The 15,736-nt window shown below is 58.5% G+C and carries 13 protein-coding genes; 3 read left to right on the top strand and 10 right to left on the bottom strand.

Annotated features, from left to right (window positions below):
• Window positions 1-71 precede the first annotated feature (71 nt).
• From glrR to purL, 4 genes are all read right to left on the bottom strand, one after another.
• Window positions 72-1,409, bottom strand: coding sequence for a two-component system response regulator GlrR (gene glrR, locus DW56_RS14490; RefSeq protein ID WP_024554906.1), 1,338 nt, complete (start codon window positions 1,407-1,409; stop codon window positions 72-74).
• Complete coding sequence (gene qseG, locus DW56_RS14495; protein ID WP_024554905.1) at window positions 1,406-2,182, bottom strand: two-component system QseEF-associated lipoprotein QseG; 777 nt, start codon at window positions 2,180-2,182, stop codon at window positions 1,406-1,408. The genes glrR and qseG overlap by 4 nt, the downstream gene beginning before the upstream one ends.
• Complete coding sequence (locus DW56_RS14500; protein ID WP_024562240.1) at window positions 2,179-3,615, bottom strand: sensor histidine kinase; 1,437 nt, start codon at window positions 3,613-3,615, stop codon at window positions 2,179-2,181. Before DW56_RS14500 ends, qseG begins: the two co-directional genes overlap by 4 nt.
• 566 nt (window positions 3,616-4,181) lie before the next feature.
• Window positions 4,182-8,069 (bottom strand): phosphoribosylformylglycinamidine synthase, encoded by a 3,888-nt coding sequence (purL, locus tag DW56_RS14505; protein WP_024554903.1) that lies wholly within the window; start codon window positions 8,067-8,069, stop codon window positions 4,182-4,184.
• Between the two features lie 268 nt (window positions 8,070-8,337).
• Between purL and mltF the strand changes: the two genes are divergently transcribed.
• Window positions 8,338-9,927: a membrane-bound lytic murein transglycosylase MltF gene (gene mltF, locus DW56_RS14510; RefSeq protein WP_024554902.1), complete on the top strand. Its 1,590-nt coding sequence runs from the start codon at window positions 8,338-8,340 to the stop codon at window positions 9,925-9,927.
• Here mltF and tadA read toward each other — a convergent pair.
• From tadA to murQ, 4 genes are all read right to left on the bottom strand, one after another.
• Window positions 9,818-10,321 carry a tRNA adenosine(34) deaminase TadA gene (tadA, locus tag DW56_RS21760; protein ID WP_024562295.1) on the bottom strand — a complete coding sequence of 168 codons (504 nt, stop codon included), beginning with the start codon at window positions 10,319-10,321 and terminating at the stop codon, window positions 9,818-9,820. The two genes, mltF and tadA, sit on opposite strands and share 110 nt — an antisense overlap.
• A gap of 65 nt (window positions 10,322-10,386) precedes the next feature.
• Window positions 10,387-11,022 (bottom strand): phosphatidylglycerophosphatase C, encoded by a 636-nt coding sequence (gene yfhb / locus DW56_RS14520; protein ID WP_024553720.1) that lies wholly within the window; start codon window positions 11,020-11,022, stop codon window positions 10,387-10,389.
• A gap of 3 nt (window positions 11,023-11,025) precedes the next feature.
• Entirely contained in the window at window positions 11,026-12,393 is a 1,368-nt protein-coding gene (locus DW56_RS14525; protein WP_024553719.1) for a PTS transporter subunit EIIC, read from the bottom strand.
• Window positions 12,394-12,405: 12 nt separating this feature from the next.
• On the bottom strand, window positions 12,406-13,299 hold the full coding sequence (gene murQ / locus DW56_RS14530; RefSeq protein WP_024553718.1) for an N-acetylmuramic acid 6-phosphate etherase: 894 nt from the start codon (window positions 13,297-13,299) through the stop codon (window positions 12,406-12,408).
• A gap of 120 nt (window positions 13,300-13,419) precedes the next feature.
• On the opposite strand from murQ, the gene DW56_RS14535 reads away from it, so the two are divergent.
• Together DW56_RS14535 and DW56_RS14540 are read left to right on the top strand one after the other, a co-directional pair.
• Complete coding sequence (locus DW56_RS14535) at window positions 13,420-14,268, top strand: MurR/RpiR family transcriptional regulator (protein WP_024553717.1); 849 nt, start codon at window positions 13,420-13,422, stop codon at window positions 14,266-14,268.
• A 56-nt stretch (window positions 14,269-14,324) separates the two neighbouring features.
• A complete protein-coding gene (locus DW56_RS14540; protein WP_024553716.1) occupies window positions 14,325-14,585 on the top strand; it encodes a YfhL family 4Fe-4S dicluster ferredoxin in 261 nt (86 codons plus the stop codon).
• Here DW56_RS14540 and acpS read toward each other — a convergent pair.
• Complete coding sequence (gene acpS, locus DW56_RS14545; protein WP_024553715.1) at window positions 14,582-14,962, bottom strand: holo-ACP synthase; 381 nt, start codon at window positions 14,960-14,962, stop codon at window positions 14,582-14,584. The genes DW56_RS14540 and acpS overlap by 4 nt on opposite strands.
• On the bottom strand, window positions 14,962-15,693 hold the full coding sequence (gene pdxJ / locus DW56_RS14550; RefSeq protein ID WP_024553714.1) for a pyridoxine 5'-phosphate synthase: 732 nt from the start codon (window positions 15,691-15,693) through the stop codon (window positions 14,962-14,964). Before pdxJ ends, acpS begins: the two co-directional genes overlap by 1 nt.
• Between the last annotated feature and the right edge of the window lie 43 nt (window positions 15,694-15,736).

Consider the following 15,736-nt stretch of genomic DNA (forward strand, 5'->3'; position numbering starts at 1 on the left):
GTCCGGCGCGGCTCAACTGCGTCATCGGTGGCTCAAATTACCACACCTTTGCCTCTTTTGGCGCGTGAAAACTACTCTTTGAAATCATTGGCGTCGAGTTCGTGGCGGGAGAGCAGTTTATAGAACTCAGTGCGGTTGCGCCCCGCCATCCTTGCCGCGTGGGTAACGTTGCCGCGCGTAATTTGCAGCAGCTTGCGCAGATAATTAAGCTCAAACTGGTTTCTCGCCTCCACAAAGGTGGGCAGTACCGTGTTTTCGCCTTCCAGCGCCTGCTCCACCAGCGCTTCGCTGATGACCGGGGCCGAGGTAAGCGCCACGCACTGCTCAATGACGTTAACCAGCTGGCGCACGTTGCCGGGCCAGCCTGCCGCCATCAGGCGTTTCATGGCATCGGTGGAAAAGCTGCGCACGAAGGGTTTATGCCGGTCCGCCGCCTGGCGCAGCAGATGGTTCGCCAGCAGCGGAATATCTTCAGCGCGCTCCTGCAACGTGGGAATTTTCAGCGTCACGACGTTCAGACGGTAAAAGAGATCTTCACGAAACTCGCCGCGCGCCATCGCTTTGGGCAAATCCCGATGGGTCGCCGAAATGATGCGCACGTCGATATCAATATCCCGGTTACTGCCGAGCGGCCGCACTTTGCGCTCCTGCAAGACGCGCAGAAGTTTTACCTGCAAAGGGATCGGCATATCGCCAATCTCATCAAGAAACAGCGTGCCGCCTTCCGCCGCCTGAAAAAGCCCTTCCCGGCTGCTGACCGCGCCGGTGAAAGCGCCCCGGGCATGGCCAAACAGTTCAGACTCCAGCAGTTGCTCGGGCAACGCGCCGCAGTTAATGGCGATAAAAGCGTTTTTGCCCCGGCTGCTGGCACTGTGAATCGCCTGCGCCAGCACCTCTTTGCCGGTGCCGCTTTGTCCGTTGATAAGCACGCTGACATCTGACTGCGCCACCATCCGCGCCTGCTCCAGCAGACGCAGCATGGCCGGGCTGCGGGTTACGATGGTATCGCTCCAGGGGGCGTCTGTGGCAATCACCGTATGGGCGAGCGCGTCGTCTATCGCTTTATAGAGCGCGTCTTTATCTACCGGCTTGGTGAGAAAGCTGAAAACGCCGCGCTGGGTGGCGGCCACCGCATCGGGAATAGAACCGTGGGCGGTGAGAATAATGACCGGCATGCCTGGCTGGAGCTTCTGGATTTCGGCGAAAAGCTGCATGCCGTCCATCTCGTCCATCCGCAGGTCGCTTATGACCAGATCGATTTTTTCGCGCGCCAGCAGGCGTAGCCCCTCCTGCCCGCTCTCGGCGGTTGAGACGGCAAACCCTTCGCTGGCAAGACGCAGCCCAAGCAGCTTAAGCAGCGCCGGGTCGTCGTCCACCAGCAATAAACGAGCCGATTTATGTGCGGTCATGGTTTCGCCTCCTCCTTTGCGGGTGCGCTTTCTTTATTGACGGCGCTTCCTTCCTGAGATTTTACGCTATCGGCGGGGTGTTCCGGGTCCTGCAAGTAGCCGCCTGCGCTTTTGCGCGTGGAGAGCTGGCGTTCGATATCCGTCAGGTTCTCCAGCTTGCGGGTAGTCAGATTAAGCTGCGTGTGCAGGCGCTGCTGCTGTTCACGCAGCGTATCAAGCTCAAGATCGGTCGATTGCTGAAGTTTACTGTACCGGCTACGCTCGCTCGCAAGCTGGAGCTGGGCCGCCTGTCCGTCGCGCCAGACCTGATAAAGCGGCCGGACATGCGCAGGGATCTGCGGCGCCATTTCCTCAAGACGCGTAAAAAAGTCCCGCCGTTCAACCGGCGTGATTTTAGCGTTCGCCAGCAGGATGCCGCGCTTGAACGTTTCCTGCCAGTTATCGCCCGGCCAGGCGCGGGCTTCAGCGCGGGCTTCCGCCGGACCAAGCCGCCCGGCGCACTCTATGCCACGCAGCCAGTAGAGCGGATTAGCCTCAATATGCGGACCGCTGAGCCGCCAGATATCGGCGCAGTCGGTTGCGAAGAAGTCGGCCAATTGCTGTTCCGGCAGCGCGGGTTGTTGATTCTGACTCACAGTGCTGTGAACTGGCCCCTGCGCGCACCCAGCCAGAAAAAGCGGCGCGAGCGCAAAAGCAGCCAGAGCGCGGAAAAAACCGCGTTGTAAAGGACGTGGCCGCAGGCTACGCCATGAGCTAACCGAAAATAATGTCATTGTTTTAAGCTTTCCGGGTCAAAGACAGGCAATTCAATACGGAAGCAAACATCCGCGTTGTTATCGTCTACCAGACGAATTTCGCCGTGCATCCGGCGAATACCATCCCGGGCAATACTCAGGCCCAGGCCACTGCCTTTTACCGCCCCTTTTCGTTGATGGCTTCCCTGATAAAAAGGTTCGAAAATCAGCTCCCGCTCCGCCTGCGGGATTGGCGTACCGCTGTTCGCGACTTCTATACGTATTTTTTGCCCAACCTGACGGCTGCGCAAATAAATGTTACCGGATTCATTACCATAGTGCACCGCGTTGGAGTAGAGATTATCAAGCACGCTCAGCAGCAACGTCGGCTCCGCCAGACATTCTCCCGCTTCAAGATTCACCCCGGTATGCATCATTTTAGCCCGCGCCGGCAAACTGTGAGCAGAGATAACCATCTCAATAAGCGGCGCCAGCTCCACTTTTTCAAGCTCTACGGCTCCAGTCGCCAGCTTGCGGTTGTAGTCAAGCAGTTGCTCAATGAGGGTTTGCAGGTTGCGGCTGCTGGTATCAAGAATAGCGACAACCTCTTTTTGCTCTGTCGTCAGCGGCCCCACTACCTGGTCGGCCAGCAGCTCAGTGCCTTCGCGCATGCTGGCAAGCGGGGTTTTCAGTTCATGGGAAATATGGCGTAAAAACTGATGCCGCTGGGATTCGAGCCAGGCGAGACGCTCGCTTAGCCAGACAATTCGCTGCCCTACAGAACGCAGCTCGCGCGGGCCTTTAAATAACCCGGCGCTGCCTGGCGTGCGTCCCTCTCCCAGGCGGTTGATCATGCGTTCAATGCTTTTTACCGGGCCGATAATCATGCGGGTGAAAAGCACCACCAGCGCCAGGCTTACCAGAAACAGACTCAGCGCCAGCCAGCCGAAAAATTGTCCGCGTTCCGCAATAACCTGCTGCAACTGTTGGCCGCGTAAAAAAATCGTGCTGCGGGTGGTTTGCACCATGGCGGTATTGGCTTCGGCGAACGCTTTCAGACGCGCGGCGGCTTGCTCGTCCGGCCCGCTGTTGATGCAGTGTAACTGCGTCAACCCGCTAAGGCTTTCGCGCAGCGTCTGATAAAGCGTAGCGGCGGGAATGGCGGCGGCCTGCACGTCAAGCATCTGGACATAGCGACGACGCTGGTCCTGATAAACCCGCGCAAGCGTAGCGTCGTCCAGTACGCAGTACTGGCGATAGCTGCGCTCCATCTCCAGCGCGGCGTTGGTCATCGCTTCGCTACGACGGGCGTCGATGAGGGTTGAGCGGTTAACTAACGCCGCCTGAGCGCTTAATGCGTTAAGGCTTTGCCAGGCTTGCCAGGCAAGGATCAACAGCGGCACCAGCACCAGCACAAAGGCCATGATGACCAGTTGGCGCAGCGAGCGGGGAAAAACGGGCCAGCGTTTCAACAGCATTTCTCCATCGAGAATAATGCACTGATGCTAGCCGAGACAGGCGACGCATGAAAGCGCCACAGAAACAACAAAGGCAGGGTTTTAACCCTGCCTTTGCTCTGGAATGAGGCGGTGCCTTACTCAACGTTTCGCCCTGGGCCTGAAATAGCAGCGCTATGATCAGAAGTTGGACGGCAGGCACCTGTAAGTGCGTCATTCGAAGTTTATGTAGCGCTCGCTTTGAGAAAACCAAAGGGGCTGACATAAGAAGGTGAATGAGCCACTGAGTTAAATTATGCATGCATTGTGCCAACTAAGCGATAACAATATTAAATCATTGTATATAAATAAGTTTTATTTTAAGAGGCAGATCTCAATTCAGTAACATTTTTTCAAGCATTGTCGCCATAAGGAGACATCAAGAAGCCTTTAAAAATTAGATATTATATTTCAATAACTTAAATGTCTCCTTTTGGCGACACTCCATTGTGCCGTTTGTTGCTGATTACCGACACCTGAATACTCTTCAGGCGCCTGCAAAAAAAGGGCCTCTGCCGAGACCCTTTTCCTGCGAGGCAAGGTTAGCCAAGCTGCTTACGCGCATTGCGGAAAATACGCATCCACGGGCTGTCTTCGCCCCAGTTGGTCGGGTGCCAGGAGTTCGCCACGGTGCGGAAAACGCGCTCCGGGTGCGGCATCATAATCGTTACGCGACCGCTTTCGCTGGTCACCGCCGTGATGCCGTTCGGCGAGCCGTTCGGGTTGGCCGGGTAGTTTTCGGTTACAGCGCCAAAGTTGTCGATATAGCGCAGCGCCACCAGGCCTTTGCTTTCCAGCTGGGCAAGGTGCGTTTCGTCACGTACTTCCACACGCCCTTCGCCATGAGAAACCGCGATCGGCATATGCGAACCCACCATGCCGTCCAGCAACAGCGATGGGCTGGCAGTCACTTCCACCAGGCTAAAGCGCGCCTCAAAGCGGTCTGAAGCATTGCGCACGAAACGCGGCCACAGCTCGCTGCCCGGGATCAGCTCGCGCAGATTAGACATCATCTGACAGCCGTTGCAGACCCCCAGCGCCAGCGTTTGCGGGCGGTGGAAGAAGGTGGCGAATTCGTCGCGCACGCGCTCGTTGAAGAGAATCGACTTCGCCCAGCCTTCGCCCGCGCCCAGCACGTCGCCATAAGAGAAACCGCCGCAAGCGACCAGCGCCTGGAAGTCGTCCAGACCGCGGCGGCCCGCCAGCAGGTCGCTCATATGAACGTCAATGGCGTCAAAACCGGCGCGATGAAATGCCGCCGCCATTTCGACATGCGAGTTAACGCCCTGCTCGCGCAGCACCGCGACTTTCGGACGCGCGCCGGTTGCGATAAACGGCGCGGCGACGTCGGCGGCGATATCAAACGTCAGCTTCACGTTAAGGCCCGGATCGCTGTCTTTGGCTTTCGCTTCATGCTCCTGATCGGCGCAGGCCGGGTTGTCGCGCAGACGCTGCATCTGCCAGGTGGTTTCCGCCCACCACAGGCGCAGCGTGGTGCGGCTTTCGCTGAAGACCGTGCTGTTGCCTGCGGTCAGCGTGAAGCGATCGCCTGCCACCGCTTTGCCCAGATAATGCACGCAACCGCCAAGGCCATGATCGTTAAGCACGCGCTCGACCTGCTCGCGATCGTCCGCCGCGACCTGGATCACCGCGCCCAGCTCTTCGTTAAAGAGCGCCGCCAGACGATCTTCGCCAAGGGAGGCGATGTCCGCTTCAACGCCGCAGTGACCGGCAAAGGCCATTTCCGCAAGCGTCACCAGCAGGCCGCCGTCGGAGCGGTCGTGGTAAGCCAGCAGGCGACGCTGCGCCACCAGCGCCTGGATAGCGTCATAGAAACCTTTAAGCTGCGCCACGTCGCGCACATCGGCAGGTTTGTCGCCAAGCTGGCGATATACCTGCGCAAGCGCCGTGGCGCCGAGCGCGTTTTCGCCTTTGCCCAGATCGATAAGCAGCAGCGCGTTATCGGTCGTGCAAAGTTGCGGCGTAACCGTGCGGCGCACATCCTCCACGCGAGCAAACGCAGTAATGACCAGCGAGAGCGGCGACGTCATTTCGCGCTGTTCGTTGCCCTGCTGCCAGCGGGTTTTCATCGACATCGAGTCTTTGCCCACCGGAATGGTCAGGCCAAGCTGCGGGCAGAGTTCTTCGCCCACCGCTTTCACCGCTTCATACAACCCGGCGTCTTCGCCAGGGTGGCCCGCCGCCGCCATCCAGTTAGCAGAAAGTTTCACGCGTTTGATGTCGCCGATTTGCGTGGCGGCGATATTGGTCAGCGCTTCGCCGACTGCCAGCCGGGCGGAAGCGGCGAAATCGAGCAGCGCTACCGGCGCGCGTTCGCCCATCGCCATGGCTTCGCCGTAGTAGCTGTCGAGGCTCGCAGTGGTAACCGCGCAGTTCGCTACCGGCACCTGCCACGGGCCGACCATCTGGTCGCGCGCCACCATGCCGGTCACGGTACGGTCGCCGATGGTGACCAGAAAGGTTTTTTCCGCCACGGTCGGCAGGTGCAGCACGCGCTTCACCGCCTCTTCAAGCGTGATATCAGCGCGATCCAGCGTCTGGCCTTTCGCCTGCATACGCTCAACGTCGCGGGTCATCTTCGGCGTCTTGCCAAGCAGCACATCAAGCGGCATGTCGATAGGCTGATTGTCGAAGTGGCTGTCGCTCAGCGTCAGGTGCTGCTCTTCGGTCGCTTCGCCAATTACTGCGTAAGGCGCGCGTTCGCGGCGGCAAAGCTCATCAAACAGCGCAAGCTGTTCCGGCGCTACCGCCAGCACATAACGTTCCTGGGATTCGTTACACCAGACTTCCAGCGGGCTCATGCCCGGTTCGTCGTTTAAAATGTCGCGCAGCTCGAAACGGCCGCCGCGACCGCCATCGCTCACCAGCTCAGGCATGGCGTTGGAAAGCCCGCCCGCGCCGACATCATGGATAAAGAGAATGGGATTGGCGTCTCCAAGCTGCCAGCAGCGGTCGATAACCTCCTGGCAACGGCGTTCCATTTCCGGGTTGTCGCGCTGCACGGAGGCGAAATCCAGATCCGCGTCCGACTGGCCGGACGCCATCGATGAAGCCGCGCCGCCGCCAAGGCCGATGTTCATCGCCGGGCCGCCGAGCACAATCAGCTTCGCGCCAGGCGGAATTTCGCCTTTTTTCACATGCTCGCCGCGAATGTTGCCAATACCGCCCGCCAGCATGATCGGTTTGTGATAGCCGCGCAGCTCTTCGCCGTTGTGGCTGTTTACTTTCTCTTCATAGGTACGGAAATAACCGTTAAGCGCCGGACGGCCAAACTCGTTGTTGAATGCCGCGCCGCCGAGCGGCCCTTCGGTCATGATGTCGAGCGCGGTAACAATACGATCCGGCTTGCCGAAGTCTTCTTCCCACGGCTGCTCGAAGCCCGGAATGCGCAGGTTAGAAACCGAGAACCCCACCAGACCCGCTTTCGGCTTCGCCCCGCGCCCGGTGGCGCCTTCGTCGCGAATTTCACCGCCGGAACCGGTGGCGGCGCCCGGCCATGGGGAGATGGCGGTCGGGTGGTTATGGGTTTCCACTTTCATCAGGATATGCGCTTTTTCCTGATGGTAGTCATAACGCCCTTTCTCGTGGTCGGCAAAGAAACGCCCTACCGCAGAGCCTTCCATTACCGCCGCGTTGTCTTTATAGGCGGAAAGCACAAATTCCGGCGTTTTCTCAAAGGTGTTTTTGATCATTTTGAACAGCGATTTCGGTTGCTGTTCGCCATCGATAACCCAGTCGGCATTAAAGATTTTATGACGGCAGTGCTCAGAGTTTGCCTGAGCGAACATGTAAAGCTCGATATCGTTCGGGTTGCGTTCAAGTTTCGTGAAAGCATCGAACAGGTAATCAATTTCATCTTCCGCCAGCGCGAGGCCGAGGCGCAGGTTGGCCTCCACCAGCGCGTCGCGCCCCTGCCCCATCAGATCGACGCTCTGCACCGGCGCGGGTTCATGATGCGAGAAGAGCGCCTGCGCCGCTTCCAGCGAGTCAAAAACGGTTTCCATCATGCGGTCATGCAGTTCATCGGCAACTCGTTGCCACTGCGCCGCGGTCAGAGTGGGCGCGTCCACATACCAGGCCACGCCGCGCTCCAGGCGCCTGACCTGCGCCAGCGCGCAGTTATGCGCGATATCGGTCGCTTTGGAAGACCAGGGCGAGATGGTGCCCGGACGAGGCGTCACCAGAATAAGGCGGCCTGTCGGGGCGTGGCTGCTGAGGCTCGGGCCATATTGCAGCAACTGTGCAAGGCGAGCGCGCTCATCGGCGCTGAGCGGCGCGTCGAGGTCAGCAAAATGGACATACTCGGCGTAAATGTCGCTTACCGGAAGGTGTGCATCTTTGAAACGGGCCAGCAGTTTGTTAATACGAAATGCCGACAGAGCGGGCGAACCACGCAGAATTTCCATCATCAAGTCTCTCGTCTTCGAAGCGCCAGAGGGCACTTCAGTGGGCGCAAGGGGGAAAACGGGCGTCATTATAGAGAATACCCGGCCGTGACGAAACCGTTTGCGTAGAAATAAAATCAGGCTTTTTTCCCATTGATTGCCAGGCCGTATCGCTCTAATTAGTTGCTATGCTTCGCTTTGTTACGCAAAATGCCGCTCAGTGTTCACCCCTGATAAGCGGTTTAATAACGACTTTTAGCTGAGACCTGAGGCTGCGCAGAGAATTAACTAATTGAAAAAATTAAAGATTAATTATCTGCTCATCGGCATCGTCACTTTGCTGCTGGCAGTGGCGTTATGGCCATCCATCCCCTGGTTCGGTAAAACCGATAACCGCATCGCGGCGATACAGTCGCGGGGCGTACTGCGCGTAAGCACAATGGTCACTCCGCTGACGTATAACCGTCAGGACGATAAAACCTGGGGGCTGGATTACGAACTGGCCAGCGCGTTCGCCGACTATCTTGGCGTCAGGCTTGAGATAACCGTGCGCCAGAACATTAACCAGCTTTTTGACGATCTCGACAGCCAGCGTGCCGATCTCCTCGCCGCCGGGCTGGTCTCAAACAGCCAGCGCAGCCAGAACTATCAGGCGGGTCCTGCTTATTACTCGGTTTCTCAGCAATTAGTTTATCGCATCGGCCAGCCGCGTCCGCGCAGCCTTGCAAGCCTTAGCGAAGCGCAGTTGACTCTCGCGCCCGGTCACGTAGCGGCAGACGACCTGCTCAATCTGAAAGCCAGCAAATACCCGGAGTTAAGCTGGAAGGTGGACGAAAAACGCAACAGCGGCGAGCTTTTGCAGCAGGTAGTTGAAGGCAAGCTCAATTACACGATCGCCGACTCGGTCGCCATTAGCCTGTTTCAGCGCGTGCATCCGCAGCTTGCCGTCGCCCTTGATGTCACCGACGAGCAACCCGTAACCTGGTTTAGCCAGCGCAGCAGTGATAACACCCTTTCCGCCGCCCTGCTCGATTTCTTTAATCGTATTAATGAAGACGGCACGCTGGCGCGTCTTGAAGAGAAATATCTGGGCCATGGCGAAGGGTTCGACTATGTCGATACCCGCACTTTCCTGCGGGCCGTGGATAACGTTTTGCCGGAGTTGCAGCCGCTGTTTGAAAAATACGCCGGCGAGATTGACTGGCGTTTGCTGGCGGCGGTCTCCTGGCAGGAATCGCACTGGGATACCCAGGCGACCTCGCCAACCGGCGTGCGCGGGTTAATGATGCTTACCCGCACCACGGCGCAGAGCCTGGGCCTGACTGACCGTCTGGATGCGGAACAAAGCATCAGCGGCGGCGCGCGCTATTTGCAGGAGATGATGGCGAAAGTGCCGCAGAGCGTGCCGGAAGAAGAGCGGATCTGGTTTGCGCTTACCGCCTATAACATCGGTTACGCCCATATGCTGGACGCCCGGGCACTCACGGCGAAGCTGAAAGGCAACCCGGATAGCTGGGCTGATGTAAAGCAGCGGCTGCCTTTGCTTAGCCAGAAACCCTGGTACAGCAAAACGACTTACGGCTACGCGCGCGGTCATGAGGCTTACGCTTATGTGGAAAATATTCGCAAGTACCAGATAAGCCTGATGGGTTATTTACAGGAAAAAGAGAAACTGGCGGCGAAAGCGCAGGCGGAAGCGAAATCGAAGGATAAAGCGCAGCCTGAGCAGGCGATGACGCCCGCCTCTCTTGCCGCTACGCCGCTATCCGCCTTTACTCCGCCTTACGGGCAGCTTCCTTTAACGCCTTTTTTTCGCGTCGACGCTGGCGGAAAAAATCACTCAGCAGAGCGGAACATTCTGGCGCAAGCACCCCTTCAATAATCTGCACCTGATGATTCATGCCCGGATGGCCTGTGACATCCATTAGCGACCCTACCGCGCCGGTTTTGGCGTCGCGTGCGCCAAACACCAGCGTGCCTATGCGCCCATGCACCATCGCCCCTGCGCACATGACGCAAGGCTCCAGCGTGACATAGAGCGTGGTATCCAGCAGGCGATAGTTTTGCAGCACCAGGCCGCCCTGGCGCAGGGCCATAATCTCGGCGTGAGCCGTCGGATCGTGTCGGCCAATAGGGCGGTTCCACCCTTCGCCTATCGCCTGATTATTGTGTACCAGCACAGCGCCTACCGGCACTTCGCCCTCCTCCCATGCGCGTTTTGCAAGCGTCAGGGCGTGGCGCATCCAGTATTCATGAGTTAATTCGCTGTCTGACACAGGGTTCTCCGGGGATATAAGGCGGGCGGCATTATACACACCGTTTCCGGGTTGCGAAACGCGCCTTATTCCAGCTGCTGAAGCTGTCCTTGCGGAGTGACACGCCAGCGGTGCTGGCAAAAGTAAAGCAGCGGGTTGTCCTGTTTGCTGTCGCTGTAGCCGCTGTAAAGGCGCAGCGGCGTGCCGATTTGCTGCTCCAGTTGGGCCACTTTCTCATGGCCCAGGCAGCGCAGGGTCAGCACCCAGCCGCCGTAGCCGCGGTTCATCTGGCTGGCGATGACGTTAACGCGTGGCAGCCAGGGCGTATCGAAATAGACCAGTTGCACCAGCGTTTGCGGCGAGCCGGTGATAAGCCAGACGTCGGCGTCGGTGCTGGAGAGGTATCCGGTGAGGCGCTCATGTACAACCGGAAAGGCGGTAACGTGCCCGCGAAACCAGGCGGCAAACTCTTTTTCGAGCTGCCTCAGGCGCGCCTCGCTATGACCAAAGGTACAGCCCCAAAGCAGCAGGCTCATCGGCCAACGCGCGGCGCGGCCTTTTATCAGCAGCGCCAGGCCGATAACGGGCAGAAGGGGGATCACCAACAGCAGATTAAGCGGCTGGCGACGCAGCAGGTAGCGAAGAAAGGTACCGAACATATCCTGCTGATGCAGCGTACCGTCCAGATCGAAAAAAACTACCCGACGCTCGTTAGTGGTCAAACTTTACTCCTCTGGATCGTCAAAGCCCATCAACCAGGTAAACAGAAAACCCGCGATTACCGCTACAAGATAGCCTAACAGATAGAGCATGACTTTTCCGGTCACGATAGTTAATGCCAGCGGCAGGCCGGAAATGCCGAAGGTTATCACGGTCGCTACTTTAAAGTAGCTGATAAGCGCGCCGCCCACCGCGCCGCCGAGACAGGCGGCGACAAACGGCTTGCCGAGCGGCAGCGTCACGCCGAAAATCAGCGGCTCGCCAATGCCGAGCAAGCCCACCGGCAGCGCGCCCTTAATCACCTTCTTCAGGCGCGCGTTGCGGGTTTTTAACAGGATGGCGATAGCCGCGCCAATCTGCCCCACTCCCGCCATGGCGAGAATAGGAAACAGCGCGTTATAGCCATGCGCCTGCACCAGCTCGACGTGAATCGGCACCAGCCCCTGGTGTAGCCCGGTGAGCACAAGCGGCAGAAAGGTACCCGCCAGCACAGCGCCCACCAGCAGTCCGCCATGGTCAATGGCGAGCGAGGCGCCGTGAGCGATAGCTTCTGCTATCCAGCCTCCCAGCGGTTGCAACGCCACGATAGCGAGCGTGCCGGTCACAAGCGTTGTGATAAGAGGGTTAAGGATTAGCTCCAGCGAGCCTGGCAGCCACGCGCGCAGCCGTTTTTCAATCCAGCACATGAGCGCCACGACCAGCAGCACGGCGATAACTCCGCCGCGTCCTGGCTGAAGCGCCTCGCCAAAGAGGGTAATTTGTGAAAGTTGCGGGCTTGAGAGAATGCCGGCCATTACGCCGCCCATCGCTACCGAGCCGCCAAAAACCTTCGCCGTGTTGACCCCCACCAAAATATTCATAATGGCAAAAACGGCGCTGCCGAAAATCGCCAGCAGGCCCAGCACATTGGGGTAATGCGTGGCAACGTCGCCGACGATATCCGGACGCTTAAGAATATTAATGATGCCGGTAATCAGACCGGAGGCGATAAAAGCGGGAATAAGCGGGATAAAAACGTTGGCAAGCTTGCGCAGCGCGTCGCTCATTGGCGCCTTATAGCGCGCTTTTGCCTGCGCTTTGGTCTTTTCGACGTCGTCAAACGCTGCGCCTGAGGTGTCTGCCGACGACATTTGCGAACGCATGGCGTCCACCACCTGCGCGGCGCGCCCGGGGCCGACAACCAGCTGGTGCTGCTCGCCCTGCCTGACGTAGCCGCTGACGCCGGGCAGCGCCTTCAGGCGGGCAATATCCAGCTTTTCATCGTCGCGCACCTCCATGCGCACGCGCGTCATGCAGTTTTCCAGCCGCAGGATATTTCCCTGCCCACCTGCGCCCAGCAGAATGTCGCTGGCAAGCGTCGCCGTTTTATCCATCGCTCATTCCTCTTATTGTTGTAAAGCGGCCCGCAGAAAACCGCCGTGCGCCGCCAGCCGTTGCTGAGCCGCTTGCGCATCCAGACCCGTCAACACCATCAGAATGGCGGGCTTGACCTCATAGCCGGTCTGTTCCAGCACCGCCTGCGCCTCCTCGCGCGCTACGCCTGTCGCCTCCATCACCATCCGGCAGGCGCGGTCCACCAGCTTCACGTTGGTCGCTTTCATATCCACCATCAGGTTTTGATAAACCTTGCCGAATTTCACCATCGCGCCGGTGGAAATCATGTTAAGCACCAGCTTTTGCGCCGTGCCGGACTTAAGCCGCGTGGAGCCGGTAAGCGCCTCTGGCCCGACAACCGGCGAAATAGCGATATCCGCCTCGCGGGCAATGGGCGAATCGGGGTTGCAGGAGACCGCGACGGTTTTACACCCCACGGCGCGCGCGTATTGCAGGCCGCCGATGACATAAGGCGTACGCCCGGAAGCGGCCAGCCCCACGACCAGATCCTGCGCGGTCAGTTGAAGCGATTTCAGGTCGTTTGCGCCAAGCTGCGGGTTGTCTTCCGCTCCTTCCACTGCTTTTAACAGCGCGCCAGGCCCACCGGCAATCAGCCCTACCACCAGGCCATGCGGCACGCCAAAAGTTGGAGGACATTCTGAGGCATCCAGCACGCCAAGCCGTCCGCTGGTGCCAGCGCCCATGTAGATGATGCGCCCGCCCGCTTTTAACGCGCCCGCTGCGGCTTCCACCGCCTGCGCGACTGCCGGCAGCGTGGCTTTTACCGCCTGCGCCACCAGCGCATCCTGCTCGTTAAAGCGCTCGACCATCTCAAGCGTGGAGAGCGCGTCGAGATCCATGGTTTGGGGGTTACGGCTTTCAGAAACCAGCGAGCCGAGATTCATATTGCACCTCTGAATATTTAATTCATAATAATTGCCTTATAATGGAATATAAAATTCAAACAGGCGAGTAAAATTCCCCGCCGCTTTAGAGCGGATCACATTCGTCTTCGGAGTGACCTGATGAACTGTCTCATTTATATCCGTCAGCGCTATCCTGAGCTTGCGCAGAGCGACCGCAGGCTGGCGGACTATTTGCTGGCGCAGCCAGACCATGCCCGGCATTTAAGCTCACAGCAGCTGGCGGCCGAGGCGGGCGTCAGCCAGTCCAGCGTGGTCAAATTCGCGCAAAAGCTGGGTTACAAAGGTTTTCCGGCGATGAAGCTCGCCATCAGCGAAGCGCTGGCGACCAGCCCTAACCCGCATTCCATACCGGTGCATAATGAAATTCTTGGCGACGATCCGCTGCGGGTCGTGGGTGAAAAGCTCATTAAAGATAACGTGGCGGCCATGCATGCCTCGCTTGATATCAACCCGGAAGAGAAGCTGCTTGAGAGCGTTACGCTGCTGCGCAATGCCAGACGCGTGCTGTTGACCGGTATTGGCGCATCCGGGCTGGTGGCAAAGAACTTTTCCTGGAAGCTAATGAAGATAGGCCTGAACGCCGCCGCCGAGCAGGATATGCATGCGCTGCTGGCCAGCGTGCAGGCGCTGGAAGAAGGCGATTTATTTGTTGCTGTCTCTTATTCCGGCGCGCGACGCGAGATAAACCTGGCCGCCGATGAAGCGCTGCGCGTGGGCGCGAAGGTGCTGGCGATCACAGGCTTCAGCCCGAACGCATTACAGCAGCGCGCGACGCACTGCCTTTATACCATTGCTGAAGAACAGGCGACCCGCAGCGCCGCCATTTCATCCACCTCGGCGCAGACAATGCTCGCCGACTTACTTTTTATGGCGCTGGTGCAGCAAGATCTGGAAAAAGCGCCGGACCGTATTCGCCACAGCGAGGCGCTGGTGAAAAAACTGGTCTGAACAGGGAATGAGCGTATAATGCCCGCCCTGTTTGTGTTGTTTCTGAGAATTTCCCAATGGCGCTATTTATCACCAAAAAATGCATTAATTGCGACATGTGCGAGCCGGAATGCCCGAACGAGGCGATTTCGATGGGGGATGCGATTTATGAAATTAACACTGACCGCTGTACGGAATGCGTAGGCCATTACGATACGCCGACCTGCCAGAAAGTGTGCCCGATCCCTAATACCATCGTTAAAGATCCGGCACACATCGAAAACAACGAGCAGCTGTGGGACAAATTCGTCCTGCTGCATCACGCCGATAAAATCTAGCTTTCGATAATCACCGTCGCGCAGGCGTAGTGGCGCTCGTCGGCAAGCGTTACGTGTACTGACGTCACGCCCATTTTTTCCGCGAGCCGCCCGGCTTCATCCCACAGTCTCAGCCTCGGTTTGCCCAGCTCGTCGTTGAAAACCTCAAACTGGTTAAAAGCGAGCCCGTTGCGAATGCCGGTGCCAAAGGCTTTCGCCGCCGCCTCTTTCACCGCGAAGCGTTTGGCGAGAAAGCGCACCGGTTGCTGGTGCGCCTGGTATTGCGCCCATTCATTGGCGCTGAGCACCCGCTTCGCCAGCCGATCGCCGGAACGGGAGATCACCGCTTCAATGCGCTCAATCTCCACGATGTCGGTACCGAGGCCAAGAATAGCCATCAGCGACGCGCTTCCAGCATCAGGCGCTTCATTTCCGCGACCGCCTCTTTCAGCCCGCTCATCACTGCGCGGCCAATAATAGCGTGGCCAATGTTCAGCTCATGCATCTCTGGCAGCGCGGCAATAGCCTGGACATTGTGATAGGTCAGGCCGTGACCAGCATTGACTTTCAGCCCCTTGCCTGCCGCATAGGCGGCGGCGCTGGCGATACGTTCCAGCTCTTTCGCGCGGGTGGCGTCGTCTTGCGCGTCTGCATAGCAACCGGTGTGGATCTCAATGTAAGGCGCCCCGACAGCGACGGCGGCGTCAATCTGCGCGTTATCGGCATCGATAAAAAGCGAGACCAGGATCCCGGCGTCAGCAAGACGTTTGCAGGCGTCACGCATTTTGTCGAGCTGCCCTGCTACATCCAGACCGCCTTCAGTGGTCACTTCCTGACGCTTCTCCGGCACCAGGCAGCAAAAATGCGGTTTGGTATCGCAGGCGATAGCGATCATCTCTTCGGTGACGGCCATCTCAAGGTTCATACGGGTATGGAGGGTCTGGCGCAGGAGGCGTACGTCGCGGTCGGTAATATGGCGACGGTCTTCACGCAGGTGAACGGTAATGCCGTCCGCCCCCGCCTGCTCGGCGATAAACGCCGCCTGAACCGGGTCCGGGTACGCCGTGCCGCGGGCATTACGCAGCGTGGCAATGTGATCGATATTGACGCCTAACAACAGTTCAGCCATGACTATCCTCGTAAAACGACAAATTGTGCAGGGCAGTGTACAC

This window comes from Franconibacter helveticus LMG 23732, assembly GCF_000463115.2.
Classification (GTDB): domain Bacteria; phylum Pseudomonadota; class Gammaproteobacteria; order Enterobacterales; family Enterobacteriaceae; genus Franconibacter; species Franconibacter helveticus.

Coding starts and splice junctions, on each gene's coding strand:
- DW56_RS14540 (WP_024553716.1), top strand. CDS start 14,325: ATGGCGCTATTTATCACCAAAAAATGCATTAATTGCGACATGTGCGAG.
- glrR (WP_024554906.1), bottom strand. CDS start 1,409: ATGACCGCACATAAATCGGCTCGTTTATTGCTGGTGGACGACGACCCG.
- purL (WP_024554903.1), bottom strand. CDS start 8,069: ATGATGGAAATTCTGCGTGGTTCGCCCGCTCTGTCGGCATTTCGTATT.
- murQ (WP_024553718.1), bottom strand. CDS start 13,299: ATGAATCTCGGCTCGCTGGTTTCTGAAAGCCGTAACCCCCAAACCATG.
- DW56_RS14525 (WP_024553719.1), bottom strand. CDS start 12,393: ATGGATAAAACGGCGACGCTTGCCAGCGACATTCTGCTGGGCGCAGGT.
- pdxJ (WP_024553714.1), bottom strand. CDS start 15,693: ATGGCTGAACTGTTGTTAGGCGTCAATATCGATCACATTGCCACGCTG.
- DW56_RS14535 (WP_024553717.1), top strand. CDS start 13,420: ATGAACTGTCTCATTTATATCCGTCAGCGCTATCCTGAGCTTGCGCAG.
- acpS (WP_024553715.1), bottom strand. CDS start 14,962: ATGGCTATTCTTGGCCTCGGTACCGACATCGTGGAGATTGAGCGCATT.
- qseG (WP_024554905.1), bottom strand. CDS start 2,182: ATGACATTATTTTCGGTTAGCTCATGGCGTAGCCTGCGGCCACGTCCT.